Source organism: Alkalidesulfovibrio alkalitolerans DSM 16529 (assembly GCF_000422245.1).
GTDB classification, from domain to species: domain Bacteria; phylum Desulfobacterota; class Desulfovibrionia; order Desulfovibrionales; family Desulfovibrionaceae; genus Alkalidesulfovibrio; species Alkalidesulfovibrio alkalitolerans.
In genome coordinates this window covers 19,249-43,757 of sequence record NZ_ATHI01000026.1, presented here as the reverse complement: position 1 = coordinate 43,757, position 24,509 = coordinate 19,249, and the positions used below count along the sequence as shown (strand labels likewise).

The window sequence follows — 24,509 nt, the reverse complement described above, 5'->3', positions numbered from 1 at the left end:
GTTGCGGTCATTGAAAGAAAACTACAGTTGACAGACAAGATAATTTTTCATGTGCCAATTGACATATTGACATATTAACAATATGTCAATTGCAACATCGGAAACGAGCCGGATCTGACACCGGCGAGGAGGAGCCATGTCGAAGGAGTCAATGAAAGACGCCGCCGTCACCGCCGCCCGGATGCTGGCCGGGAGCATGCGCACCGCGCCCAAGGCCGGAGGAAAGGATTTTCTGGAGATCGTGGTCGTGGAGGACGACGCGACCCTGGCCAGGATCGCCCAGGCCATGAAGGAGTTCGCGCCCAAGAGCACCAACGAAGCCTACTGGCTGCGCGATGCGGACAACATCGCCAACACCCAGGCTCTGGTCCTGGTGGGACTGCGCGAGTCCAACCTCGCGGGCTACGACTGTGGAGCCTGCGGCTACCCCACCTGCAAGGACATGGCCACAAACAGGAAGATGATCGCCAAGGAAATGGGCTATGGCGGCCCGCACTGCATGATGCGCATGATCGACATCGGCTGCGCCCTGGCCTCGGCCGCCAAGACCGCCGCGCTGCTCAGCGTGGACAGCCGCGTGCAGCAGCGCGTGGGCGCGGCCGCGCGGGCGCTTGGGGTCATCGAGGCCGACGTGGTCATGGGCCTGCCCGTGGGCTACTACGGCAAGAGCATCTTCCACGACCGCCAGGCCGCGAAGAAGTAGCATCGCCCGGGCGGCCTCGGCCGCCCGGACACGGAGCACGACCATGAACACCGGTTCGCAATTCGCCCGCCTGTGCTGGGTAGGTTTCCTGGCCCGCTTCTCCTACGCCCTGGCCCGCAACCCCGTGCTGCCGCTCTTCGCCCTGACGCTTGGCGCAGGGCCCGAGGCGGTGGGTCTGGCCGTGGGCATCTCCACGGTTACGGGCATCCTCTTCAAGCTGCCGTCCGGCGCGCTGTCCGACGTCATCGGCCGCCGCAGGACCATGCTCGCGGGGCTCGTCTTCTTCGGGCTCGCGCCCTTCGCCTACCTGTTCATCACCGACTACTGGCAGCTTGTGGCCGTGCGCTTCCTGCACGGCTTCGCCACGGCCATCTACGGTCCGGTGGCCATGGCCGTGGTCGCTGACATCGCAGGGGCGCGCAAGGGCGAACTGCTCTCTTGGTTCTCTTCCGTGGGCATCATCGGCGGGCTGCTCGGCGCGCCCGTGGGCGGCCTCATGCTCTCCCTGACGGCCCTGCCGGAAGGCGGCTACGCGCCGTGGGCGTTCCCCATGGTCTACGCCGTCTGCGGCCTGGCCGGGTTCTCCGCCCTGCTGCTTGGCTTTCGCACCCTGCTGCGCGAGGAGCAGGTGGCGGGAGGCGGATTCGGCGAGCGGCTGGGCCGTTTCGTCTCGGGAATCCGGGAGGTCTCCTCGGATCGGCGCGTGGTGGCGGCTTCGGCCATGGAAGGCGTGCAGAACATGAGCATGGGCGCGCTCGAAGCGTTCTTGCCCATCTACGCCGTGACCGTGGCCGGACTCTCGGCCTTCGAGGCGGGTCTTTTGTGGGCCTCTCAGATCGTCGTCACAATGCTCGCCAAGCCGCTCATGGGCCGAGTCTCCGACCGCGCGGGCCGAAAGCCGCTCATCGTGACCGGGCTCTTGTGCTGCGCCGTCTCGTTCGCGGCCGTGCCCTGGCTCGCCGGATTCTGGGCGCTTCTGGCCGCCTGTCTGGTCTTCGGCCTGGGCGAGGCGCTGGTCACCAGCTCCTCGGCGGCCATGGTCGCGGAGCTGTGCAAGGCCAACCAGTACGGCACGGCCATGGGCGTCTTCGGAACCATCTTCGACGTTGGCCATGCGGCCGGCCCCATCGTCGCGGGCCTGCTCGTGGCGTCCCTGGGCTATGCCCCGGCCTTCGCCATCATCTCCGCGCTGCTCCTCGTCTCCGTGCCCTGGTTCGTGGCCGCCACGCGCGACGTGCGAAAGGGCGCCGCCGAGGGCAGGAATTCGTAACCGGAAGGAAGGGCAAGATCATGAACACACGCATCGATCCGGATGACGTCGTCCTTTTGCGCCGCGCGGGCCTCACCGAAGAAGACTTGGCGCATTCGATCCTCGTGGCCGGCATCGTCGGCGAACTGCTGGACGCCATGCCCAAGGAAATGCGGGAAGGACTGGACGAACGGCTGGCCGTGCGCGGGGCGCTTTTCCACGACCTCGGCAAGGTGGTCACGAGCGGCATCACGCACGGCGAGGAGGGCGCGCGCATCGGCCGCGAACTCGGCCTGCCCCAGGAGGTGCTGGCGGTGATGGTCAAGCACGTGCGCGCGGGAGTGCCGCCGGACGAGGCCACGCACTACGGACTGCCGCCTGGCGACAGGCGTGTGACGCGCCCTGAGGAGGCTCTGGCGATCTATGCCGACAAGCTCTCGGACATCATGGAAGAGCCAGGGCTGGTTGAAGATCTGACCGATGCCCGAGGGCGCTTTGCAGAGATTCTGGCCGCCCGCGCGGACCTCGCCAAGGACGAGGTCACACGCGGACGCTACCTGCGGCTGCGGGAAATGGTCGAAGCGAAGGCGGGCGGCTAGTCGTCGTCGCCCTCAAGCTCCCTGGCCACCTCATCGGGGGACATGGCCCAATAGGGCATGCCGTCCTTGGTGCGGCGCACCTTGACGAACTCGGTCTCGGTTTTCTTGATCTTGGTGCCGATGATGACATCCTTGTCGCCCACCCGCGCCCAGGCGCCGTAGGCGTTGATGCGCTCGCCGTCGCGCAGCGCCAGCTTGTCCATCAGCGGCCCCACGTATTCCTTGGGGCCGAGCACCACGGTCACGGACTCGTTGTCCGCGCGGTCGCGCACGACCACCGCCACGCCCACGGCCATGCCCGGCAGGGGCACGGTATCGACGGTACGCACGAAATACCCCTTGATCTTGTCGAATTCAGCGATGGAGTAGAGGCGGTCGAACTCGCCCCCCTGCTCCCATCCAGTCACGCCGCCTGGCCCCTTGGCAGCCTCGCCGCCGCAGGCGGCCAGACCGAGGACGGTCAGCAAAAGCGCCGCCCGGATAGTGAGGGACAAAACGGATGTTCTCGTGTTCGGCATGGATTCGCTCCTGTGTGCTCGTGATTCGCGTGCCGCGGAGAATACCCCCCGCTTCGGCCACCTGTTTCAATTCTAATGCAACAGGCGCAATGCGCAAGGAAAAAACCGTGGCGCATCGGAAAACACCGCGATGTCGAGGGGTTTGCATCCCTGCTCTGCACCTGCGTCCAAAAAATGTTTTTCCACACCCACGACCTGCAAAGCCCGGCAACAGGACTCTCCAGGCGATAGTCCGATGTGGAAAACAGACACGCCCGCTGCCGGAAGCGCGCGCTGGCGGGCATGCGTCGGCTGTGGAAGGATGAGACCATGAAATCCCGGATGGGGTCTGTACAAAACGTTGGCCGTGCAGTATTTGACCACAAATCGCGCGTCGCGACCACGCGATACGCGCGAACCGCCTGCACCATACCGTTGCGCCGCGCCGCGATATCGCCCGGCACAACAAAACGGACCGCCGCGGACGCAACAACCGCGCGACAGCGCATCCCGCCCGCGACGAAACGAATATGCCGGATGCCGCGTCCAACAATGGAAACGCACCCGGCGTTTTCGCGGAACTGACGATACGTCGGCCACACGGCCGAAATACTGATGCAACCTTGCGGCTTCGGTCGCGAAACGACGGGACGAGATGCGCCACACCCCATCGGACGCCTGGGAAAGACTGCGTGGCATTCAGCCTCTGAGCCTGTGCGACTGGCCTGGCCGGTCCACGGCCGTGCTCTTCCTCTCCGGCTGCAATCTCGGCTGCCCCACCTGCCACAACGCAGACCTGGCATGGCGCCCCGAGTCCCTGCCCACCATCTTCGCCCCGGACGCGCTGCATTTCATCGAGCGTCGCCGGGACTGGCTGGACGGCATCGTCGTTTCCGGCGGCGAACCGACCATTGCCGACGGACTCTGCGGCTTTCTCGGCGACATCGGTCGCTTCGGCCTGCCCGTGAAACTCGACACCAACGGCATGCGGCCCGACGTCCTGGCCGACGTCCTCGACCGGGAACTGGTCGAGGAGATCCACGTGGACGTGAAAGGGCCCGTCGACCTGTATCCCGCCCTGACCGGCGGCAAAGCCGATGCCAAGATAGCGGCGGAAAATCTCAGCCAGGTCTTCGATCTGGCCCGGGAACGCCCGAAGTCCTTCGCTTTCCGCATGACCCGGGTTCCCCTGCTCTCCCCCTCAGACATCGACGCCGCGCGGGCGCTGCTGCCCGCGGGCTTTTCATTGACCGTCAATGCCTACGTGCCCCCGAGGAGGACACATGCCCACGCTGATCCGCAAACGCGACGGATGCCAGGAAACCTGGTCCACGGAGCGCATCGCAGGCGCCATCCTGAAAGCCCTGAAAGCCAGCGGGATCAAGGACCCGATCCTCGCCCGCAGGCTCGCCCGTAAGGTTGAGGGTAAGCTTGAGGGGACGGACGTTCCCGAGCAGGAGATGGTCCAGGATCTCGTGGAAGTCGTGCTCATGGAGTCGCGACTGTTCGACGTGGCCAAGCGCTACATCGTCTACCGCGAGAAGCGCCGGCAGTTGCGCGACCAGAAACAGGCCTACGTCGATATCAAAGAAACCATCGACAACTACATCAACAAGGCCGACTGGCGGGTCAACGAGAACGCCAACATGACCCACTCCTTCCAGGGGCTCATGTTGCACCTCTCGGGCACCGTGCAGGCGCGCTATGCCCTTGAGAAATATCCCGAGGAGATCCGCGCGGCCCACGAGCACGGCTACTTCCACATCCACGACCTCTCCTTCGGCCTGGCCGGATACTGCGCGGGCTGGTCGCTGCGCGACTTGCTGCTCGAGGGCTTCAACCTCGAAGGCCGCTCCTCGGCCGGTCCCGCCCGGCACTTCGACTCCATCCTGGGCCAGATGGTCAACTTCCTGGGCACGCTGCAGAACGAGTGGGCCGGGGCGCAGGCCTTCAACAACGTCGACACCTACCTCGCGCCCTTCATCCGCCACGACGGCCTGACCTACGAACAGGTCCGGCAGGCCATGCAGAAGTTCGTCTTTAACCTGAACACCACCTCGCGCTGGGGAGGCCAGTCGCCCTTCACCAACCTGACCTTCGACCTCAAGGCCCCGCGCCACCTGGGCAAGGAGGCCGTGATCATCGGCGGCGCGCTGCAAGACGCCACCTACAGTGACTTCCAGGCCGAGATGGACATGATCAACAAGGCCTTCCTCGAGGTCATGCTCGCGGGCGACTACCACGGCCGTATCTTCTCCTTCCCCATCCCGACCTACAACGTCACCGAGGACTTCCCCTGGGAATCCGAGATCGGCGAACTGCTGCTCCAGATGACCGCCAAGTACGGCGCGCCCTATTTCCAGAACTTCATCAGCTCCGACCTCGATCCCGAGGACGTGCGCTCCATGTGCTGCCGCCTGCAGATGGACCTGCGCGAACTGCGCAACAAGACCGGCGGCCTCTTCGGCGCGGGCGACCTGACCGGCTCCATCGGCGTGGTCACCCTGAACCTGCCCAAGCTCGCCTATCTCGCCCAGGGCGAGGAGGACTTCCTCGACCTGCTCACCGAATACGCGGAGCTTGCCCGCAACTCTCTCGAATTCAAGCGCAAGCTGGTCAACGACAACCTCGATCGCGGCTTGTTCCCCTGGACCAAGCGCTACCTGAAGAACGGCTACCGGGCCCACTTCTCGACCATCGGCTTGGTGGGCGGCCACGAGGCCTGTCTGAATCTGCTTGGCAAGGGCATCCAGACCGATGCGGGCATCCGCTTCATGCAGCGCGCCCTGAACCACCTGCGCGACCTGACCCGGCGCTTCCAGGAAGAGACGGGCAACCTCTACAATCTGGAAGCCACCCCGGCCGAGGGCACCAGCTACCGCTTGGCCAAGATCGACAAGTCGCTCTACGAGAACATCGCGGCCTCGGGCAACGGCACGCCCTACTACACCAACTCCACCTGCCTGCCCGTGGACGAGACCACGGACATCTTCCACGCCCTGGAGCACCAGAACATGCTCCAGCCGCTGTACACGGGCGGCACGGTCTTCCACTCTTTCCTCGGCGAGGCCGTGGCCGACACCAAGGCGCTCAAAAGCTTCATCGTCAAGGCCTTCACCAAGACCAAGATCCCCTACCTCTCCATCACGCCGACCTTCTCGGTGTGCAAGGAGCACGGCTACATCCGGGGCGAGATGTTCGAATGCCCCGACTGCGGCGCCGAGACCGAGGTCTTTACGCGCATCGTGGGCTACTACCGCCCGGTGTCGCAATGGAACAAGGGCAAGAAGGCCGAATACATGGACCGCATCGTCTTCTCCGCCATCAGCGCCGACATGATCTGCTAGACTTGGCGGCCTCAACGCGAAGGGGACCCGAATGCCTTCCCCCAGGCATTCCGGTCCCCTTTCCGTTTGATATGATACCGCAAATTGCCGTCTAAACGACGTGGCTTTCCGCGCAATCACCTTGCGCGGTCTCGACGTTCGAAACCTTGCGCGACAGGTTCAGGAATTTCTCAGCCAGGACAGGCTGCCCTAAGTTGCGATACGCTTCGGAAATCTTCCCATACACGAGGCTGTCCGGCCCAGTTTCTTCAGCTATCGCGAGATAAATCCGGCCCGCCTGCGCCCATGCACCAGCCTCCGCCAAGCGGTCGGCGATCCGCATTTTGTAGTCGCTCTCGTACCGCTTCTTCCGCAAGACTCCCTTTTCCACTTTCCATGGTGATTTGATTGCCTGAAAGTGGTTGCAATATGCGCACGCGTCGAGTGGCCATTGGTGTTTCCAGTGCCAGAAGTCCCTTTTGTCGCTTTTCAGATCGTAGAACATGTCCTTTGACTCGCAAAATTCCCGGGGGGCATCCGGGTGCAGGTGGGCGTAGGCGCCCGGTCCGCATCGGGCCAAACGTCCGTCCGCCATGAGATTCGTACACTCGGCGTTATAGCAATGCTTGTCCACGATCATTTTTTCACGCGTAAATTCAAGCTTGCGGTATACGTGCTCTATCCGCATTGGTTTGACATTCGTCTTAGGAAGAAGCGCCCTTAGCTTGCTGAGAAGATGCTCGGCAGCTTCGTATCCGCCAAGACTTTTCACAATATTCGGATACAACGTCACATTAAGGATGTCGACCAGCTTCAGAAGATCGAGGTGGCATACGACGTCGATCTCAGAAAGCCAAAAAATGTTTGTCGTCAGCATGATCGGGCGACAATAGCGGCTCTTGATTTGAAATATGAAGTTTTCGAGCTCTGGATGGAGAAATGGCTCTCCGCCAATGATTGAAAGTACATTGAAATTTATTCGACGACGCCGCAGTTCATCGAGTCCATGGAAATATTCTTCAGGTTCATAAAATCTTTCCTTGGCGAATGGAGAATGATTGTTGCACCATCGGCAATTGTTGTTGCAATGGTCAACAGCATGTATTTCTATCCAATCAACTGTCCTTACAGACATGCCGCTACTCCTTGCCCGCAGGCTGCTTGTTGACGAGAAACCCTACCGGACGCCTGCATCTGCGGAACATACTTCAGGCCTCGCGTTTTCAGTGCCCCTGCCCAGAACATGCCGAAGTCGGCGGAGATTCGCCCTCGCGTCGTCATGGTCAGGATCGATTTCGAGGGCTTTCGCCAGATAGGCGAGCGCTTCCAGCGGCTCACGATGGCTGACGCAAACCGCAAGGTCATTACAAAGCGCTGCATCTAAAGGATATTTTTCTGCAGTCCTGCGAAAAAGACTCTCAGCTTGCGTGAAGTTTCCAAGCGCCATCAATCTGCCGCCAGCCAATCGATCATGTTCCAGTTCGAGATCAAGGCGTCTTCGCTTGCCCTTCTCGGCCTTCCAATTCGTCTCTCGCCACTTGTAGCTATCGCAATGGTAGCAAGCGTCAAAAGGCCAGCGACGCCGCCAGTTCCAGAACTCCCCCTTTGAGAACTTCCGATTCAGATCGAAGAACATATGCTTCGAGGACCTAAACGCCTCGCCTACATTCGGGCTATAGCCTGCGTAGCCGCCCAATCCGCAGCGGGCGAGACGCCCATCCGCCAAAAGGGTCGTGCATTCCGACGTCCCGCAAAACGTGTTCGGTTCGACAGGCTCCTCGGAATACGCGATCATTCTGAACGTCTGTTTTTGTCTGAGATCGATCTTGAGATGAGGATTGTGCTTTGTGATCTTGTGGAGCAAGGGCGTGACGTCTCCGCCATCCTTCAGCCCACGCAGCAGATTGGGGTACAGTGAAATGAATAGAATGTCCGTGAGCTTCCATAACATCTGGTAGCTCTCTATCTGCTCCTCACCCAGCCAAAACCCGTTTGTTGAAATCGCGAGAGACTTTCGCGGAAACCGACGTCGAAGCTCAAGCACGAAGCCTGTCAAATTCTTGTGCAGAAAGGGCTCGCCGCCCATGACCGAGATCATGTCGTACTCGATTCCCTTCTTTTCGAGTTTTTCCATCCAGGGGATGTATTCCCCGGCAGCATATTCCCGCTCCGGACAGAAGGGAGAATGGTTGTTGCACCAGCGGCAATTGTTGTTGCAGTGGTCAACAGCGTGGACTTCGAGATAACTGAAAATTTTCTCTGACATGCCCTTCCTCGGCTGCGCGCAAATGTTCCAAACAGTGCCCCGCTTGCAAATTTGGCGCCACTATCTCGCCTTCGCCATGCCCCACGCGGCGGCTCCACTCTCGGATGGGGAGAACTCAGACATAGGGACAGCGCACGAGCCACTTCGAATGCCTTGGAAGAGGCGCGCGTGACGAGCCCGCTCTTTCTGTTCTCGCGTCAATGATGCCCGCCCGTTTCTCCAGAACCCTTGGCGATTTCTTGGCGGACGTGAGACCAAGACCCGCAAACACAGTGAGCGAGGGGTGTTCTGAAGATGAGTCTCGGGCGAGGCTTCAAAAACCGTGAGGCCAAGGCGCAAGGCAAATCCGGGGTCGATGCGTATTGCCGATACGCGAGGGTCCGGATTTGCCGCGGCAACGCGGGCATCGCGGAGTTTTCACGCCTCGCCCCCAAAAAAAGAAGCGCGGGCCCTTTCGGACCCGCGCTCCAGGGGGCGTCGGTTCGGTGTGGGACTAGAGGACGCAGGTGCCTGCGGACTCGGCGGAAGCGCGGCAGCGCATGCGCGCCAGCGACCGTTGCAGGGCGGCGCGGGAACGGGCGAAGTCGATCTCCTCCTTCTGGAGGCGGGTCCGCTCCTCGGCACGTTCCCTGGCCCTACGAGCGCGTTCCACGTCGATCTCGGCGGCCTTTTCGGCAACCTCGGCAAGGATGGTGACTTTGTTGTCGCTCACCTCGGCAAATCCGCCCGCCACGAAGACGTAGTGGTACTTGCCGCTGTCCTTGTAATAGAGGTTTCCGATGCCAAGGGCCGACAGGAAGGGCACGTGGTTGGCCATGATGCCGAACTCGCCCTCGATGCCGGGCGCACCCACGTAATCCACGGGCTGCGAGAGCACCTTGCGGTCCGGGGTGACGATTTCGAGATGGATCTGGGCCATTGTGCTACCTTATTCCTTGGCTTTCTCGATGGCTTCCTCGATGCCGCCGCACATGTAGAAGGCGCCCTCGGGCAGAGCGTCGTGCTTGCCATCCAGGATTTCCTTGAAGGCGCGGATCGTGTCCTCGAGCTTGACGTACTTGCCGGGCGTGCCGGTGAAGGCCTCGGCCACGTGGAACGGCTGGGACAGGAAGCGCTGGATCTTGCGGGCGCGGGCAACGGTGACCTTGTCCTCGTCCGAGAGTTCGTCCATGCCCAGAATGGCGATGATGTCCTGAAGGTCTTTGTACTTCTGGAGCATCTGCTGCACGCCGCGCGCCACCATGTAGTGCTCCTGACCCAGAACCAGTGGGTCGAGGATGCGGGAGGTGGAGTCGAGGGGGTCCACGGCGGGGTAGATGCCGAGTTCCGCGATCTGGCGCGAGAGCACCAGGGTTCCGTCGAGGTGCGAGAAGGTCGTGGCCGGCGCGGGGTCGGTCAAGTCGTCCGCGGGCACGTACACGGCCTGCACCGAGGTGATGGAGCCCTTGTGCGTGGAGGTGATGCGCTCCTGCAGCGAGCCGACGTCGGTGCCCAGCGTGGGCTGGTAACCCACCGCGGAGGGCATGCGGCCAAGAAGCGCCGACACCTCGGAGTTCGCCTGGGTGAAGCGGAAGATGTTGTCGACGAAGAGGAGCACGTCTTCGCCTTCCTCGTCGCGGAAGTACTCGGCCGCGGTCAGCGCGGTCTGCGCGACGCGGGCGCGGGCTCCCGGAGGCTCGTTCATCTGGCCGTAAACGAGGATGGCTTTGTCGATGACTCCAGCGGAGATCATTTCGTGGTAAAGGTCGTTGCCCTCGCGGGTACGCTCACCCACGCCCGCGAACACGGACTTGCCGCCGTGCTGCTTGGCGATGTTGTTGATGAGTTCCATGAGAATAACGGTCTTGCCCACACCGGCGCCGCCGAACAGGCCCATCTTGCCACCCTTGGGGAAGGGAATCAGCAGGTCGATGACCTTGATGCCGGTTTCGAGCAGGTTGACTTCGGTGGACTGCTCGGTGAACTCGGGCGCGGCACGGTGGATCGGCAGCGTCTTGGCGGCGTCGATGGGACCTTTCTCGTCCACGGGGCGACCGACGACGTTCATGATGCGACCCAAGGCGGCCTTTCCGACCGGGCAGGTGATGGGACCGCCGCGGTCCACGCCTTCCATGCCGCGCACCAAGCCGTCGGTGGAGTCCATGGCGATGCAGCGGACCACGTTGTCGCCCAGGTGTTGGGCGACCTCGACGACGAGTTCCTCGGCGTACGGGTTGTTGGTGTTCTTGATGTCAACGGCGTTCAGAATATTGGGCAATTGCCCTTCCGAGAACGCCAGGTCCACGACCGGACCGATGACCTGAACGACTTTTCCGACGTTCGCACTCATTTTCCTAAGCCCCCTTGCTTATCCTTTCAGCGCCTCGGCGCCGCCGACGATGTCCATGAGTTCCTTGGTGATGGTCGCCTGACGAGCCTTGTTGTACTTCAGCGTCAGCGACCCTATCATGTCGTCGCAGTTCTTGGTGGCGTTGTCCATTGCCGCCATGCGTGCCGCATGCTCGCTGCACGAGGTATCGAGCAGGCCGCGGTATATCTGGACCTTGATGAAGCGGGGCAGAAGCTCCGCCAACAGGCCCTCGACCGAAGGCTCGTAGATGTATTCGATGGCCGAGCCCTTGGCCTCTGACTCACCGGTGCTCTGCATGGGCAGCACCATGAGGGAACGGGGAATCTGGCGGGCGATGGAGATGAATTCGCCGAAGACCAGATGGACTTCGTCGAGTTCGCCCTTCATGTAGGCGCCGATGACTTCCAGGCCGAGCTGGTTCGCCAAGGTGAAGTCGAAGCTGTTCATCTTGTCGGCGTAGGACTGGGCGATCTCGAAGCCCCGCTTGCGCAGGAAGTCGCGGCCCTTCTTGCCGACGCAGAAGAACTTGACGTCCTTCCCTTCCGCCTTCTTCTCCTCGGCGAGTTTTCTGGCGGCCTGGTTCAGGTTGGTGTTGAAGCTGCCGCACAGGCCGCGATCGGAGGTCACGACCAGGATGCCCACGGTCTTGATCTCGTCGCGGCGCTCCAGCAGCGGATGCACGCTCGGGTCCGCGCCGGCGGCCAAGTCGCCCAGCATATCGTAGAACTTCTCGGCGTAGGGCCTAAAGCGCTCGATGCGGTTCTGGGCGTTGCGAAGCTTGGCCGAGGCCACCATGTTCATGGCCTTGGTGATCTGCTTCGTCTTCTTGACGGCGCCGATCTGGTTTTTAACGTCCTTGAGCGATGGCATGATTCATACCCCGCTTAGGCCTTGAAGCCTTTCTTGAATTCCTCGATGGCGGATTTGAGCGCGCCTTCCGTTTCGGCGTTGAGCTCCGCTTTCTCCCGGATGCCCGCCAGGACCTGGGGCTTGGCGTTGCGCAGGAATTCGAGCAGTTCGGTCTCGAACTTGCGCACGGCCTCGACCGGCACGTCGTCCATGAAGCCGCGGCCGGCGGCATAAATCACCGAGACCTGCTCCTCGACCGGCATGGGCACATACTGGGGCTGTTTGAGCAGCTCGACCATGCGCGCGCCACGACTCAGCTTCTGCTGCGTGGCCTTGTCCAGATCCGAGCCGAACTGGGCGAAGGCGGCCAGTTCGCGGTACTGGGCGAGGTCGAGGCGCAGCGTGCCCGCAACCTGCTTCATGGCCTTGATCTGGGCGGCACCGCCCACGCGGGAGACCGAGAGGCCGACGTTGATGGCCGGCCGGATGCCCGCGTAGAAGAGGTTCGGCTCCAGGTAGACCTGACCGTCGGTGATGGAGATCACGTTGGTCGGGATGTACGCGGACACGTCGCCGGCCTGCGTCTCGATGATCGGCAGGGCGGTCAGGGAGCCCGCGCCCAGAGAGTCGTTGACCTTGCAGGAGCGCTCCAGCAGGCGGGAGTGGAGGTAGAAGACGTCGCCGGGGAAGGCTTCGCGGCCCGGGGGGCGGCGCAGCAGCAGCGACATCTGGCGGTAGGCCGTGGCCTGCTTGGAGAGGTCGTCGTAAATGATCAGCGCGTGCTGGCCGGAGTCACGGAAGTATTCGGCCATGGTGCAGCCGGAGTAGGCCGCGATGAACTGCAGCGAGGCCGGATCGGAGGCCGTGGCCGAAATGATCGTCGTGTACTCCATGGCGCCGTACTTGCGCAGGGTCTCGGCGACCAGGGCGACCGTGGACTTCTTCTGGCCGATGGCCACGTAGAAGCACTTGATGCCCGAGTTCTTCTGAGCGATGATCGCGTCGATGCAGACAGCGGTCTTGCCGACCTGACGGTCGCCGATGACGAGTTCGCGCTGGCCGCGGCCGATGGGCGTCATGGCGTCAATGGCCTTCAGGCCGGTGTACATGGGCTCGTGCACCGACTTACGGGCGATGATGCCGGGCGCGACGACTTCCACGACGCGGGTTTCGTCGGATTGGATGGGGCCCATGCCGTCCAGCGGCTGGCCCAGGGGGTTCACGACGCGGCCGAGCACGGCCGGGCCGACCGGCACCGAGAAGATCTTGCCGGTGCGCTTGACCGGGTCGCCTTCCTTGATGCCCGTGTCCTCGCCCAGGAGCGCGACACCGACGTTGTCCTCTTCGAGGTTCAGCACCATGCCCATGACGCCGCCGGGGAATTCGAGCAGCTCCATGGCCATGGCGTTCTGCACGCCGTAGACGCGGGCGATTCCGTCGCCGACCGAGAGCACGGTCCCGGTCTCGCTCATCTCGACCTGCGACTGGTAGTTCGCGATCTGCGATTCGATGATCTGGCTGATTTCTTCCGCTTTGATCTGCATGGCCCTACTCACCCCTTATGATTTGTTCCTTGAGCATGGAAAGTTGCGCGCGCAAGCTCGCGTCCAACACCTTGTCGCCAACCTTCAGGACAACGCCGCCCAGAATCTCCGGGTCCACCTCGTACCCGAGCACGAGCTTGGCCTTGGCCTGGCTTTCCAGCTGTTGCTTGATCGCTTCCTGCTTGGCCTTGGGAAGCTTGACCGCCGTCACCAAGTTGCCGCGCAGCACGCCCTGATGGGCATCCAGAAGCTCGGCGAACACCGCCTGGATGGCGGGCAAAAATCCAAGCCGATCCTTGTCGGCCAGAAGCAGACAGAAGTTGCGAACCATCTGACCCACGCCGATCTTGTCCAGAAGCTTCCCGACCACGGCCTTCTTGTCCGCGGCGCTGAAGATGGGGCTCCGGAAGACCTTCGTGATGTCCGGCGAGGCCTTGCAGGCCTCGGCCAGGGCGGCCAGGTCCTTGCCGTAGGCGGGAAGCTCGTCCCCGCCCTTCTCAACGCCGATGGCGAACAGCGCCTTGGCGTACCTGCGGGCGATGATGTTGTCGGTCAATTGAGCACCACCTTTGTTACGTATTTATCGACCAGTTTCTGATGCTCCTCGGCCGTCAGCTTGTCCTTGATGATCGAGGCCGCGGTCTGGACGACCATCTCGGCGACCTCCTCGCGGATCTGCTCGATCATCACCTTGCGTTCGGTCTCGGCAGCCATCTCGGCGGCGGCCTTGATCTGGGCAGCCTTCTTCTCGGCTTCGGCGACAATGGCGGCCTTCATGACCTCGCCCTGGCTACGCGCCTCGGCCAGGATCTGCGCCTTCTCGGCCTCAAGGTTGGCAATACCCTTCTCCACGTCCTTGAGCTTGACCTCGGCGTCCTTGCGGCGCTGGGCCAAATCCGCCAACTCGTGCTTGATCTGGTCCGTGCGCCCCCGGAAGAAACCGGCGATTGCCTTGCCGCCGAACTTCCAGATGATGGCCACGACGATCACCGTGTTCAGCACACGGAGGAAAAAGTTCATCCAGGGAATCTCGTGTCCGTCTCCGGCCGCGTGGGCGACACCACAGGCGAGCACCACCATCACGGCCGCCAACGCGACGCTCTTGAACATCCTTTTCACGCTCGACCTCCCGTGTTCCTAGCCCAAAATCCTGGCGGTGGCCTTCTCGGCCATCGCCCGAACGTTCGCCTTCAGGGCCTGCGAAGCCTTGTCGGCCTGCGCGCCGAGATCGGCCCGGGCCGAAGCCAACTGCGCCGAGGCCTCCTGCTGCGCGGCGGAGATCAGCTCCTGCTCGCGCTCCTGGGCCTTGGCCTTGAGCGCCTCGCGCTCGGCCGCGCCCGCCGCGCGGGCCTGCGCAAGAGCAGCCTCGAAGTCTTTCAGCTTCTTGGAAGCGTTGTCGGTGAAACCGGTGATGGCGTCGAGCTGCTCGCTCTTGTGCTCGGCGCGCTTCCTTATGATTCCCCGGATCGGCTTCAGGAGAATCTGGTTCATGATGAACCAGATGATGAGGAAGTTCGCGAGCTGAATCCAGATAGTAACGTCGATATCTATCATGCGCGCCCCCGGGAAAGGTTGTGAATTTTGGTTCAAGGACAGACGGGGTTTACGTGATTCAAAATCCCCTGTCAAAGGCTTTTTCAACGCAAATTGCCCGCCAAGGCCCGAACTACGCGGCCCCATGCGGTATTGTGCGGTTTTTCACGCAAAAAAATCCGCCAGAGGCAGATTCAAGGTCGCCGCGTTGACGCCTTCCCGCCGCCCCGGCGAAAGCGTCCCGTGCGCCGTACCCGGCAGCCGAAGCCTATTCGGCGACCGTCTCGGCCTTGGGCGATCCGTTCATGGTGATCGAGCCTTCCACCACCGCACCCTCCTCCACGACCAGAACCGGCGTGAACAGGCAGCCCTGGAGGTTTGCCGTGCGGTGCAGGACGATCTTTTCACGCGCGTGAACCTCGCCGGTCATGCGGCCGGAAAGGACGAGCTGTCCCACATTGATGGTACCCTGCACGTCGGCCTCCTGGCCGACCACAAGCGTTCCCTCACTCGTCACCTCGCCATGGAAAACCCCGTCGATGCGAACCGAGCCCTGAAAATGAAGCTTGCCTTGGTAGGCCGTGCCGGCCCCCAGAAAGGCATTGATCTCGTCTTTGGCCATAGTCTTTCTCCCGAACATGAGCCCAGCCCCCTTCAGGCCTGTTTGAATACGAAGCGGCGCATGGAAACGTTCATGACGATGCCGATCAGACAGAAGTTCACCAGCAGGGCGCTGCCGCCGTAACTAACAAACGGCAGCGGAATGCCGACCACGGGCATGAGCCCGAGAACCATACCGATGTTGATGCAGATTTGCCAGAAGAAATAGAAGAACACCCCGCCGCAGAGGAATGCGCCGAAACGATCCTTGGCCTCACTCGCCGCAAGGTGGAACTGATGCAGAAAGAAGCAGAACAGCGCAAGCAGGGCGACCATGCCAAGAAAACCCCATTCCTCGCCGAACACGGCCACGGCGAAATCCGTGTGTTTCTCCGGGAGAAAGCGGAGCTGGCTCTGGGTTCCGCCCAGGAAGCCCTTGCCGGTCAGGCCGCCCGACCCGATGGCAATCTGCGATTGTATAATATGATAGCCTGCGCCAAGCGGGTCGTTGGTCGGATCGAGAAAGGTCATGATGCGCCGCTTTTGGTAGTCGTGCAGCCCGAACCAGCCAAGGGGCACGAGACAGGGGCCGAGCACGGCGGCGAGCTTGAGGATGCTGGGCCGCACCCCCCTGAAGAGCACCATGCCGCCCAAAAGGAGAAGGATTGAGAGTCCCGACCCAAGGTCCGGCTGCATGACCACGAGCAGCGCGGGCAGGCTGCCCACGCCGAGCACGTAGGCCAGGTCCTTGAATCCGAGCGGCCCCGCGCCCCTGGCGAGAATCCGCGCGCCTATGATCAGCACGCTGATCTTGGCCAGCTCAGACGGCTGGAAGTTCATGAATCCCAGGGAGATCCAGCGCTGTGCACCGCCCGCCACCTTGCCCATGAACAACACATAGACGAGTAGCGCGACGGTGAGCCAGTAAAGCGGCCACGCCAGCACCTTGAGGTGCCGGTAGTCGAAGAGCATGAAGGCGAGCATGGCGCACAGCCCCATGCCCCCCCAGACGAGTTGCTTCTGATAGAAGGCCGAGACCGCTATGCCGCCTTCGAGCCGTATTCCCGAGGCCGAATAGAGGTTCATGACACCGACGCCGAAAAGAATCAGCACCAGGGCCAAAAGCCCCCAGTTGATGTGCAGGAAGAGCCTGCGATCCATCGGCGTCACGGCTTTCCCTCCCAGGGATTGGGCGGCGCTGCGACCTTGGCGATGGGGCTGGTCGAACCCTCGGGAATCACGTAGGGCCAGGCATCGAGCTTCTCCCTGGCCTCGATGAAGAGATAGTCGTAAAGCGCCTTGGCAATGGGCCCGGCCGTACCCGATCCGCTGCCGCCGTGTTCGACCATGACCACGATGACCACTGCCCGGCCGTCCTTGACGCCCCAGGTGGCGATCCAGGCGTGGTCGCGAAAGCGGTACTCGATTTCCGAAGCCTTGACGCCACGCAGTTCCTCGCGCAGGCGCACCACCTGGGCCGTGCCCGTCTTGCCACCCATGGCTGCGCCCGGAGTGCGCAGTCGTCTTGCCGTGCCGTGCTGCACGTCCACGGTGTCGCGCATGGTCTCAAGGAGCATTTCGATGTGCCTGTCCGAGAGCGGCAACCGTTCGACCTCCCCGGGCTGGGCGTCCATGAGCAGGGTGGGCCGTACCACGTGCCCGCCGTTGACCAGCGCGGAGTAAAATCTGGCGAGTTGGATCGGTGAGACCTGGGTATAACCCTGGCCAATGGCCAAGTTCAGGTTCTCGCCTCCCTGCCAGCGCTCGCCGAAACGCCTGAGCTTCCATTGGCGGCTGGGCACGAGTCCGCTTTTTTCGTGGGGAAGCTCGATGCCCGAGGCCGCGCCGAACCCGGCCTTGCGGGCGAACGCCTCGATGCGGTCCACGCCAAGACGCTGCCCGAGATCGTAGAAATAGACGTCGCACGACTCGACCAGTCCCCGCTTGAAGTCCACGTGTCCATGGCCTTCCTTCTTCCAGCAGCGGAAGACGTGGCTGCCGAGCGACGTGGAGCCGGAGCAGAAAACCGTCTTTCTCGGGTCGATCAGACCTTCGTGCAAGGCGGCCGCGGCGACCAGGGTCTTGAAGGTCGAGCCGGGAGGATACACGCTCTGCGTGGCCCTGTTCTGCATGGGATGACGGGGGTCGTCGCGCAGCTTGGCCCAGTCTGCGCTCGAAAGACCTCCCACGAAAACGTTCGGATTAAAAGACGGCCGCGAAGCCAGGGCCAGAACTTGGCCGGTGAAAGGCTCCATCACGACCACGGTGCCGGTATGCTCGTGCTCGTCGAGCAGCCGCGAGGCCAGCACCTGGATGTCCAGATCGACAGACAGCCTCATGTCGTTGCCCGAACGCGGGTCCCGCACCACCAGAGAGCTCAGCTGCCGCCCTGCGGCATCGACTTCGATCTGCCGAAGCCCCTTGGCCCCTCGCAGCCACTGCTCCCGCACAAGCTCGATACCGCGCTTGCCCACGGAATCGCCCAGCGACAGCCCCTTGTCGCGCTCGAGTTCTTCTTCGTTAGCCTCGGCCACGTATCCCAAGACGTGTGCCAGGAGATCGTTTTGCGGATAAAATCGTTTGGGCTTGACCACAATTTCGAGGCCGGGCCAGCGAAAAACATTGGCCTCGGCCCGCGCCAACAGTTCGGGCGCCATGTCCGTGGCCAGGATAAGCGGCTCGAAGCTCTTGGTCCGACGCCGGCCCTTTTCGTAGATGCGATCGATCTCCTCGCGGGGGATGCCGGTCCACTGTGCAACCTTGGCCAGGGTGGCGTCCATGTCGCGCACGTCCTCACGCACCACGGCCAGGGCATAGGCCGGCTCGTTCCAGGACAACAGACGGTCGAGCCGGTCGCGGATCAGGCCTCGCGGTGCGTACATGGACTCGTGGCGCAGGCGGTTGTCGCGCGCCTTTTCAGAATAGAATTCGCCCTTGTGGATCTGCAGGTACCACAGACGGATGGCGAAAAGGCAAAAAAGTCCCACCACGAGGACCTGGAGAAGAACGAGTCCGCTGCGGGGAGCGGACGCGCCGTCATGTTGTTGCAACGCGCTGCGCATGTCTGGTCACGAACCGGGCATACATTTTCTGTGCCGTGAGCCACAGGAGCGGGAAGAGCAGTGCCTGGAGCAACGCTGTCGCGAGCACCGCGCCGCGCTCCGGCGCAACTCCCTGGAGTCCGGCCATGGTCAGGGCCAACCACGCCTGCGAAGCACCGCTGAAAAAACCGAGCAGGCAGATGAACAGGATGTTCCTGGCCTCGAAGAGCCAGCGTCCGAAATAGAAGGCCAGGGCCAGGGAGCCGTACAGCAGGGGCATCATGCCGAAGGCCAGGTTGCCCATGCCCTCCTGCAAAAGAATCCATGGCACGGCCAGCCACAAAGTACGGCTGCGGTCCTGTTCCTGCATGCTGACCACGAGCCCGGCGGCCAGGAAATCCGTCCCTGGAAGGAGATATTGGCCCCAAATGGCGACAATTGTAAAGCAAAGCCAGAACAGGAAAACCCGCACGCCTAGCCCCCGTTATCCCGGCCTTCGGGAGCGGAGCCGGAACCATCGCCGGAGGGAAGTTGCTCCATGATCGGCACGTCCGGCTCTGGCGGCAGTTGCACTTCGGGCGGTGCGCCCATCGGCCTGGCCGCGGCCTGGCCGCCATCAATGTCCTCAGCCGCCTCCCCACCGTCGAGACGGGCCAGCAGAAACAGTTCCTCCACCCCACGCACGTCGAAAAGCGGCTCGGCCTGGGCGCTTTGGAACAGCGAGACGTCGGGCTGCTCGACCCGCACCACCCGCGCCACGGGAAGCCCCTTGGGAAAGATTCCGTCGAGCCCCGAGGTCACAAGCAGTTCGCCCACACTCAGGGTGCCGCTCACGGGCACGTATTTGAGGTCGAAGAGTTCGTCCGGTCCTCCGCCCGAAAGAATCGCGGTGGTGCGGTTCTCGCTGCCCATGACCGCGACCCGACTGTTCTGGTCCGTAAGGAGAAGCACCGTGGAATAGTTCGGCGAGGTTCGCAGCACGCGGCCAACCACGCCTTCGGGGATCACCGCCGGGGCGTCGTTGGCGAAACCGTGCGCCTCGCCCAAATCGACGAGGACGGAGCCGAGCGCTCCGGTGGGCCCCAGCTTTTGGCCGATGACCCTGGCCGCGCGCGCCGTCCAATTCTCAGCCGGCGCAAAACCCAGGAGGCGTTCGAGCCGTGGTACGCTCGCGGCCTGCTCACGCAGGCGCACGTTCTCGGAAATCAGTTCGTGCACGACGAGATGCAACCGCTCGTTCTCCTCGCGAACGTCCACAAGGTCCACGTAGCCCGACCACAAGCCAAGAGCCTGCTGGCGCGCCCATTCGCCGGGCAACAGGACATGGCCCGTGAATTCGAGTCCCGTGCGCGTGGCGAGACGGTCGAGAATGCCCGTCTTCAGGTTCCACGTATAGAGACTTAAATAGCCGATGAGAACGAGGACGAAGACGAGCGCGGCGCGCTTGTAGCCACTGCGCCGTGTCATCGCTGTGCGCCCCGTGCGGCGCGCTGGTCAGTCGAAAGGGGCATCGCGGTCTCCCAAGCTGCGCGTCTGGCGTGCGACCGGTTCGTGTGGCGCCCCTGGCTCAATCGATGGTCACTTCCTTGTACAGATCGATATGCTCAAGCGCCTTGCCCGACCCGAGCACCACGGCCGAAAGAGGATCGTCCACGGCCACGATGGGCAGATGCGTCTCCTCGCGCAGGAGCTGGTCCAGACCCTTGAGGAGCGCCCCCCCGCCGGTGAGCACGATGCCCCGGTCGACGATGTCCGCGGCCAGTTCAGGCGGCGTCTGTTCCAGGGCGATGCGCACGCCCTGAACGATGGCCTCGACCTGCTCGGAGATGGCCTTGCGCACTTCCTCCGAGGTGATCATGATGTTCTGCGGGATGCCCGAGACGAGGTCGCGGCCCTTGACCTCCATCTCCTCGTTTTCGCCCGTGGGATAGGCCGAAGCGATCTGGATCTTGATCTGCTCCGCGGTGCTCTCTCCGATGAGCATGTTGTACTTGCGCTTGACGTACTGCATGATGGCTTCGTCCATCTTGTCGCCGCCCACGCGCACGGATTTGGAATAGACGATGCCGGAGAGCGAAATGACCGCCACCTCGGTGGTGCCGCCGCCGATGTCCACGACCATGTTCGAGGTCGGCTCGGTGATCGGCAGATTCGCACCGATAGCCGCGGCCATGGGCTCCTCGATAAGGTAGACCTCACGCGCGCCCGCCGACTGGGCGGACTCTTTGACCGCACGCTTCTCCACCTGGGTGATGCCCGTGGGCACGCAGATGATGATCCTGGGACGCACCAAGCGGCGGGAGTTGTGGACCTTGGCGATGAAATGGCGCAGCATGGCCTCGGTGACTTCGAAGTCGGCGATCACGCCGTCCTTCATGGGCCGGATGGCCACGATGTTGCCGGGCGTGCGGCCGAGCATGCGCTTGGCTTCCGCGCCCACGGCGAGCACCTTGTTGCCGCCGCGCGCGTCCTTCTTGACGGCCACCACGGAAGGCTCGCGCAGCATGATGCCGCGTCCCTTCACGTAAACCAGGGTATTGGCGGTGCCCAGATCGATGGCCAGATCGTTGGAAAAATAACCGAGAACGGAATCGATGATTTTGGACATGGTGGTATGGATACTCCTTGGATGGACGCTGCCGCCGCCCCCCGGACTCATGGTCGCAAGTAACGAGGCAAGCTACCAGAAGACCCAGGCACCCGCAACAAGGATCGCAACGGCCTGCCCGGCGGCGATCGCGAAGGCCTCATGAACCAAAGATTCTTCTCCCTGGCCACGCACCTGCGCGCGCGTTTCGGCCGCCGCGTGCAAAAAATCCCCCTGGACGTGGGCGCGGACTGTCCCAACCGCGACGGCACGGCCGGAACGGGCGGCTGCGCCTTCTGCTCGCCGCGCGGCGCGGGCTCCGGCCTTTCGCATCTGCCGCTCGCGGCGCAATGGGAGCGCTGGGCGGCCCGGGCACGGCGCAAATACGGCGCGCACGTCGGATTCATGGCCTATCTGCAGGACCATACCGCCACCCACCTGCCCCTTGCACGCCTGGCGGCGCTTTTGGCCGAGGCCGCGAGCCTGCCGGACTGCCTCGCCCTGGCCGTGTCCACGCGGCCCGACACTCTCGACGACGAGAAGCTTTCGGCCATCGCCGCAGTGCCCCTCGGCGAAATCTGGCTCGACATGGGGTTGCAGTCGGCCCACGACGCCACCCTGACGCGCATCGGCCGGGGCCACGACGCGGCTTCTTTCGCAACAGCCTGCGAGCGCGCGGCCGCGTGCGGCCTTCTCGTCTGCGGCCACGTCATCCTCGGGCTGCCGGGCGAAACCCAGGAGCACTGGCTTTCGACCATCGATTTCCTGAACCGGCTGCCCGTGGCGGGCGTCAAATTCCACAACCTCTTCGTCAGCCGAGGCAGCGCCCTGGAAAGCGCCTGGCAGGCCGGACGATTCATCCCGCCGGAGATGGATGCCTACGTCCAAGGTCTGGCGCGCTGCCTCGAGCGCCTGCGGCCCGACGTCGTCATCCACCGCCTGCACGCCGATCCCGCGCCGGGCGAACTGGCCGCTCCAGCGTGGGCCGCCGACCGCCCCGCGCTTCGCCGCGCCATCGAAAACATCTTGACCCGACTCGACGCGCACCAAGGCATGGACTATCATCCGGAAACCGGGCCGAACCACGTACACGGGAGGAAACCATGAGCACTGCCCGCTACGAATATCTCTGCGCCAAGCCCCTGGCCCTGACGCTGCGCTGGGAGGGAGACGACCTCGCGGCCATCGCTCTGGCCTGGTCGCGCGACGATTTCATGCCCCACCCCCTGGGCCGCATCGGCCAGAGCCTGCAAGACGCCCTGGAACGCTACGTGGCGGGTCGGCTCGACAAATGGCCCAGGCTCCCGCTGCGCATGGGGACCCTGCCGCCCTTCAGGCGCAAAGTGCTCGAAATCCTCGCCGAGGTGCCCAAGGGCCAGACCCTGACTTACGGACAACTGGCGGCCAAGGCGGGCAACCCAAAGGCGGCGCGGGCCGTGGGCCAATGCATGGCCCAAAACCCCTGGCCGCTGGTTGTGCCCTGCCACCGAGTGCTCGGCTCGCAAGGACTGCACGGCTTCGGTCCCGGACTGGAAATGAAGGAATACCTGCTTAGGCTCGAAGGCGCCCTGCCCGACTAGCAGGCCGTTCAGAAAGCACCGTCTGCTGCGTTGCCGCTGGAGGAGGCGCTGCCTCCTCCAGACCTCCACCGCCAGGGGGCTGAGCCCCCTGGACCCTGCGATTCGCTTCCAAGCCATCGTTGGCAACGCCGACGTCGGTGCGGCGGTGATACGCCCTTGAATCATGCTTTCCCGAAGCCGTCGCAGACGGTTTCGGGAATCGCAGGGGTCCGGGGGAGATCATCTCCCCCGGCGGGGCGCGGGGCAGAGCCCCGCTCTCAACGCCGCGATCGCGGATTTTTCACGCCCCACCCTAGGTGGTGGGGAGGTAGCGCTTAAGCTCCCACTCGGAAATGTGGGTGCGGTACTCGTCCCACTCCGCCTTCTTGGCTTCGAGGTAGGCGGCGTGCATGTGCTCGCCGAGCACCTCTTTCATGAGCTCGGAGTTTTCGAAGTGGGAAATGGCCTCCTGCAACGATCCGGGCAGGGAGTCGATACCCCTGTCGAACATCTCGCGCTCGGTCATCTTGAAGATGTTCTCTTCCACGGGGGTGGAGAGCTCGTAGCCTTCCTCCATGCCTTTCAGGCCCGCGCCGAGCATGGCGGCGAAGGCGAGGTAGGGGTTGCAGGTCGGGTCCGGGCTGCGCAGTTCGATGCGCGTGGCGGCTTCCTTGCCGGGCTTGTACATGGGCACGCGGATGAGCGCCGAGCGGTTGCGGTTGGCCCAGGCGATGTAGACCGGGGCTTCGTAACCGGGCACGAGGCGCTTGTAGGAGTTGACGATGGGGTTGGTCAGGACGCAGAACTCCTTGGCGTGCTTGAGCAGTCCCGCGATGTAGGCCCTGCAGTCCTTGGAGAGGTTGAACTTCTCGCCTGCATCGAAGAAGGCGTTGCGGCCGTTCTTGAACAGCGACTGGTGGGTGTGCATGCCCGAGCCGTTCTCGCCGAACAAGGGCTTGGGCATGAAGGTGGCGTAGCAGCCGTGCTTGCGCGCGGTCTCCTTGATGACGACCTTGTAGGTGATGGCCGTGTCGGCCATCTTGAGGGCCTCCTGGTAGCGCAGATCGATCTCGTGCTGCGAGGGGGCGACTTCGTGGTGCGAGTATTCGACATGAATGCCCATGCGCGTCAGGGAGAAAATGATGTCGCGGCGGATGTCGTTACCCAGGTCGAGCGGCGGCGCGTCGAAGTAGCCACCGAGATCGAGCACGCGGGGATCGCTCGGGCTCGTGAAGAGGAAGAATTCGAGTTCGGGGCCCACGTACATGGTGTAGCCCTTGGCGGCGGCCTTATCGAGCACGCGCTTGAGCACATAACGCGGGTCGCCGACGAAAGGCGTTCCGTCCGGGTAGCGGATGGAGCAGAACATGCGCGCCACGGGCCGCTCCGTGGGCCGCCAAGCCACGAGCTGGAAAGTGGTGGGATCGGGGAAGGCGACCATGTCGGACTCCTCGATGCGCGTGAAGCCGAGGATGGAGGAGCCGTCGAATCCCATGCCTTCCTCGAAGGCGCCTTCGAGTTCGCTGGGCAGGATCTGGAAGCTCTTCAGGTTGCCCATGATGTCCACGAACCAGAACTGGAGGAAGCTCACGTTATAGTCGTTGACCGCCTTGAGCACGTCGTCGGCGTTCTTGCAGTTGAACACGGGGGTTTCCATGCAGCCGCTCCTTGCGAAATTTCGGGTTGTTCCTCATTCCCCAATCCGGGGATAACACAACATTTATCATGCCACGGTCCCGACAAAAAATCCAGACTGAAAAAACCAACCATTTCAACTGGTCACAAACTCGCAACAAAAAGGCTACG

Annotated in this window: 24 protein-coding genes; 7 read left to right on the top strand and 17 right to left on the bottom strand. The window is 63.0% G+C overall.

Translation table 11 applies throughout. From position 1 onward, the window contains the following. Nucleotides 1-136 precede the first annotated feature (136 nt). From DSAT_RS07725 to DSAT_RS07715, 3 genes are read left to right on the top strand one after another with little or no spacing between them, the layout of a single operon-like run. The gene (locus DSAT_RS07725; RefSeq protein ID WP_020886929.1) at nucleotides 137-703 is read left to right on the top strand and encodes a DUF2148 domain-containing protein; all 567 of its coding nucleotides are present in this window, start codon (nucleotides 137-139) and stop codon (nucleotides 701-703) included. Nucleotides 704-746: 43 nt separating this feature from the next. Next, nucleotides 747-1,973: an MFS transporter gene (locus DSAT_RS07720; RefSeq protein WP_020886928.1), complete on the top strand. Its 1,227-nt coding sequence runs from the start codon at nucleotides 747-749 to the stop codon at nucleotides 1,971-1,973. A 20-nt stretch (nucleotides 1,974-1,993) separates the two neighbouring features. Next, complete coding sequence (locus DSAT_RS07715; RefSeq protein WP_020886927.1) at nucleotides 1,994-2,551, top strand: HDIG domain-containing metalloprotein; 558 nt, start codon at nucleotides 1,994-1,996, stop codon at nucleotides 2,549-2,551. On the opposite strand, the gene DSAT_RS07710 is transcribed toward DSAT_RS07715, so the two are convergent. Next, nucleotides 2,548-3,069 carry a hypothetical protein gene (locus DSAT_RS07710; RefSeq protein ID WP_020886926.1) on the bottom strand — a complete coding sequence of 174 codons (522 nt, stop codon included), beginning with the start codon at nucleotides 3,067-3,069 and terminating at the stop codon, nucleotides 2,548-2,550. The two genes, DSAT_RS07715 and DSAT_RS07710, sit on opposite strands and share 4 nt — an antisense overlap. A gap of 634 nt (nucleotides 3,070-3,703) precedes the next feature. On the opposite strand from DSAT_RS07710, the gene DSAT_RS15155 reads away from it, so the two are divergent. Both DSAT_RS15155 and DSAT_RS15760 read left to right on the top strand, forming a co-directional pair. Continuing rightward, nucleotides 3,704-4,465 (top strand): anaerobic ribonucleoside-triphosphate reductase activating protein, encoded by a 762-nt coding sequence (locus DSAT_RS15155; RefSeq protein WP_152490265.1) that lies wholly within the window; start codon nucleotides 3,704-3,706, stop codon nucleotides 4,463-4,465. Then, nucleotides 4,389-6,395: a ribonucleoside triphosphate reductase gene (locus DSAT_RS15760; protein ID WP_235695937.1), complete on the top strand. Its 2,007-nt coding sequence runs from the start codon at nucleotides 4,389-4,391 to the stop codon at nucleotides 6,393-6,395. Before DSAT_RS15155 ends, DSAT_RS15760 begins: the two co-directional genes overlap by 77 nt. Nucleotides 6,396-6,486: 91 nt before the next feature. On the opposite strand, the gene DSAT_RS07700 is transcribed toward DSAT_RS15760, so the two are convergent. From DSAT_RS07700 to DSAT_RS07630, 15 genes are all read right to left on the bottom strand, one after another. Next, nucleotides 6,487-7,509, bottom strand: a complete 1,023-nt coding sequence (locus DSAT_RS07700) for a radical SAM protein (protein ID WP_084712787.1) — start codon at nucleotides 7,507-7,509, stop codon at nucleotides 6,487-6,489. A 42-nt stretch (nucleotides 7,510-7,551) separates the two neighbouring features. Then, nucleotides 7,552-8,640 (bottom strand): radical SAM family protein, encoded by a 1,089-nt coding sequence (locus DSAT_RS07695; protein ID WP_020886922.1) that lies wholly within the window; start codon nucleotides 8,638-8,640, stop codon nucleotides 7,552-7,554. 493 nt (nucleotides 8,641-9,133) lie between these two features. Further along, complete coding sequence (locus tag DSAT_RS07690) at nucleotides 9,134-9,559, bottom strand: F0F1 ATP synthase subunit epsilon (RefSeq protein ID WP_020886921.1); 426 nt, start codon at nucleotides 9,557-9,559, stop codon at nucleotides 9,134-9,136. A gap of 9 nt (nucleotides 9,560-9,568) precedes the next feature. Continuing rightward, complete coding sequence (gene atpD / locus DSAT_RS07685; protein ID WP_020886920.1) at nucleotides 9,569-10,969, bottom strand: F0F1 ATP synthase subunit beta; 1,401 nt, start codon at nucleotides 10,967-10,969, stop codon at nucleotides 9,569-9,571. Between the two features lie 18 nt (nucleotides 10,970-10,987). Further along, complete coding sequence (locus DSAT_RS07680) at nucleotides 10,988-11,860, bottom strand: F0F1 ATP synthase subunit gamma (RefSeq protein WP_020886919.1); 873 nt, start codon at nucleotides 11,858-11,860, stop codon at nucleotides 10,988-10,990. Nucleotides 11,861-11,874: 14 nt separating this feature from the next. Beyond that, entirely contained in the window at nucleotides 11,875-13,383 is a 1,509-nt protein-coding gene (gene atpA, locus DSAT_RS07675; protein WP_020886918.1) for a F0F1 ATP synthase subunit alpha, read from the bottom strand. A gap of 4 nt (nucleotides 13,384-13,387) precedes the next feature. After that, nucleotides 13,388-13,939: an ATP synthase F1 subunit delta gene (gene atpH / locus DSAT_RS07670; protein WP_020886917.1), complete on the bottom strand. Its 552-nt coding sequence runs from the start codon at nucleotides 13,937-13,939 to the stop codon at nucleotides 13,388-13,390. Beyond that, nucleotides 13,936-14,493: a F0F1 ATP synthase subunit B gene (locus tag DSAT_RS07665; RefSeq protein ID WP_040371013.1), complete on the bottom strand. Its 558-nt coding sequence runs from the start codon at nucleotides 14,491-14,493 to the stop codon at nucleotides 13,936-13,938. The genes atpH and DSAT_RS07665 overlap by 4 nt, the downstream gene beginning before the upstream one ends. Nucleotides 14,494-14,520: 27 nt before the next feature. Next, nucleotides 14,521-14,937, bottom strand: coding sequence for a F0F1 ATP synthase subunit B (locus DSAT_RS07660; protein WP_020886915.1), 417 nt, complete (start codon nucleotides 14,935-14,937; stop codon nucleotides 14,521-14,523). Nucleotides 14,938-15,184: 247 nt separating this feature from the next. Beyond that, nucleotides 15,185-15,538, bottom strand: a complete 354-nt coding sequence (locus tag DSAT_RS07655) for a bactofilin family protein (protein ID WP_040371012.1) — start codon at nucleotides 15,536-15,538, stop codon at nucleotides 15,185-15,187. Nucleotides 15,539-15,570: 32 nt separating this feature from the next. Further along, the gene (gene rodA / locus DSAT_RS07650) at nucleotides 15,571-16,686 is read right to left on the bottom strand and encodes a rod shape-determining protein RodA (protein WP_020886913.1); all 1,116 of its coding nucleotides are present in this window, start codon (nucleotides 16,684-16,686) and stop codon (nucleotides 15,571-15,573) included. Further along, nucleotides 16,683-18,578 (bottom strand): penicillin-binding protein 2, encoded by a 1,896-nt coding sequence (gene mrdA, locus DSAT_RS07645; RefSeq protein WP_020886912.1) that lies wholly within the window; start codon nucleotides 18,576-18,578, stop codon nucleotides 16,683-16,685. Before mrdA ends, rodA begins: the two co-directional genes overlap by 4 nt. Then, nucleotides 18,553-19,029, bottom strand: coding sequence for a hypothetical protein (locus DSAT_RS07640; protein ID WP_020886911.1), 477 nt, complete (start codon nucleotides 19,027-19,029; stop codon nucleotides 18,553-18,555). The genes mrdA and DSAT_RS07640 overlap by 26 nt, the downstream gene beginning before the upstream one ends. 2 nt (nucleotides 19,030-19,031) lie before the next feature. After that, nucleotides 19,032-20,024: a rod shape-determining protein MreC gene (gene mreC, locus DSAT_RS07635; protein WP_020886910.1), complete on the bottom strand. Its 993-nt coding sequence runs from the start codon at nucleotides 20,022-20,024 to the stop codon at nucleotides 19,032-19,034. A 100-nt stretch (nucleotides 20,025-20,124) separates the two neighbouring features. Then, complete coding sequence (locus DSAT_RS07630) at nucleotides 20,125-21,165, bottom strand: rod shape-determining protein (protein WP_020886909.1); 1,041 nt, start codon at nucleotides 21,163-21,165, stop codon at nucleotides 20,125-20,127. A gap of 141 nt (nucleotides 21,166-21,306) precedes the next feature. Between DSAT_RS07630 and mnmL the strand changes: the two genes are divergently transcribed. Together mnmL and DSAT_RS07620 are read left to right on the top strand one after the other, a co-directional pair. Next, nucleotides 21,307-22,251, top strand: a complete 945-nt coding sequence (mnmL, locus tag DSAT_RS07625; protein WP_020886908.1) for a tRNA modification radical SAM protein MnmL/YtqA — start codon at nucleotides 21,307-21,309, stop codon at nucleotides 22,249-22,251. Next, complete coding sequence (locus tag DSAT_RS07620) at nucleotides 22,248-22,724, top strand: methylated-DNA--[protein]-cysteine S-methyltransferase (protein ID WP_020886907.1); 477 nt, start codon at nucleotides 22,248-22,250, stop codon at nucleotides 22,722-22,724. Before mnmL ends, DSAT_RS07620 begins: the two co-directional genes overlap by 4 nt. Before the next feature lie 292 nt (nucleotides 22,725-23,016). Here the strand turns inward: DSAT_RS07620 and DSAT_RS07615 are convergent, their stop codons facing one another. Continuing rightward, nucleotides 23,017-24,360: a glutamine synthetase family protein gene (locus DSAT_RS07615; protein ID WP_020886906.1), complete on the bottom strand. Its 1,344-nt coding sequence runs from the start codon at nucleotides 24,358-24,360 to the stop codon at nucleotides 23,017-23,019. Nucleotides 24,361-24,509 lie beyond the last annotated feature (149 nt).

Excerpts from the sequence above, each read along its gene's own strand:
- DSAT_RS07720 (WP_020886928.1), top strand. The coding sequence starts at position 747 with ATGAACACCGGTTCGCAATTCGCCCGCCTGTGCTGGGTAGGTTTCCTG.
- atpD (WP_020886920.1), bottom strand. The coding sequence starts at position 10,969 with ATGAGTGCGAACGTCGGAAAAGTCGTTCAGGTCATCGGTCCGGTCGTG.
- DSAT_RS07665 (WP_040371013.1), bottom strand. The coding sequence starts at position 14,493 with ATGTTCAAGAGCGTCGCGTTGGCGGCCGTGATGGTGGTGCTCGCCTGT.
- DSAT_RS07630 (WP_020886909.1), bottom strand. The coding sequence starts at position 21,165 with ATGTCCAAAATCATCGATTCCGTTCTCGGTTATTTTTCCAACGATCTG.
- DSAT_RS07715 (WP_020886927.1), top strand. The coding sequence starts at position 1,994 with ATGAACACACGCATCGATCCGGATGACGTCGTCCTTTTGCGCCGCGCG.
- DSAT_RS07680 (WP_020886919.1), bottom strand. The coding sequence starts at position 11,860 with ATGCCATCGCTCAAGGACGTTAAAAACCAGATCGGCGCCGTCAAGAAG.
- DSAT_RS07615 (WP_020886906.1), bottom strand. The coding sequence starts at position 24,360 with ATGGAAACCCCCGTGTTCAACTGCAAGAACGCCGACGACGTGCTCAAG.
- DSAT_RS07655 (WP_040371012.1), bottom strand. The coding sequence starts at position 15,538 with ATGGCCAAAGACGAGATCAATGCCTTTCTGGGGGCCGGCACGGCCTAC.
- DSAT_RS07700 (WP_084712787.1), bottom strand. The coding sequence starts at position 7,509 with ATGTCTGTAAGGACAGTTGATTGGATAGAAATACATGCTGTTGACCAT.
- mreC (WP_020886910.1), bottom strand. The coding sequence starts at position 20,024 with ATGACACGGCGCAGTGGCTACAAGCGCGCCGCGCTCGTCTTCGTCCTC.
- mrdA (WP_020886912.1), bottom strand. The coding sequence starts at position 18,578 with ATGCGCAGCGCGTTGCAACAACATGACGGCGCGTCCGCTCCCCGCAGC.
- DSAT_RS15155 (WP_152490265.1), top strand. The coding sequence starts at position 3,704 with ATGCGCCACACCCCATCGGACGCCTGGGAAAGACTGCGTGGCATTCAG.
- DSAT_RS07660 (WP_020886915.1), bottom strand. The coding sequence starts at position 14,937 with ATGATAGATATCGACGTTACTATCTGGATTCAGCTCGCGAACTTCCTC.
- DSAT_RS07695 (WP_020886922.1), bottom strand. The coding sequence starts at position 8,640 with ATGTCAGAGAAAATTTTCAGTTATCTCGAAGTCCACGCTGTTGACCAC.
- DSAT_RS07620 (WP_020886907.1), top strand. The coding sequence starts at position 22,248 with ATGAGCACTGCCCGCTACGAATATCTCTGCGCCAAGCCCCTGGCCCTG.
- DSAT_RS07710 (WP_020886926.1), bottom strand. The coding sequence starts at position 3,069 with ATGCCGAACACGAGAACATCCGTTTTGTCCCTCACTATCCGGGCGGCG.
- DSAT_RS07725 (WP_020886929.1), top strand. The coding sequence starts at position 137 with ATGTCGAAGGAGTCAATGAAAGACGCCGCCGTCACCGCCGCCCGGATG.
- atpA (WP_020886918.1), bottom strand. The coding sequence starts at position 13,383 with ATGCAGATCAAAGCGGAAGAAATCAGCCAGATCATCGAATCGCAGATC.
- DSAT_RS07690 (WP_020886921.1), bottom strand. The coding sequence starts at position 9,559 with ATGGCCCAGATCCATCTCGAAATCGTCACCCCGGACCGCAAGGTGCTC.
- mnmL (WP_020886908.1), top strand. The coding sequence starts at position 21,307 with ATGAACCAAAGATTCTTCTCCCTGGCCACGCACCTGCGCGCGCGTTTC.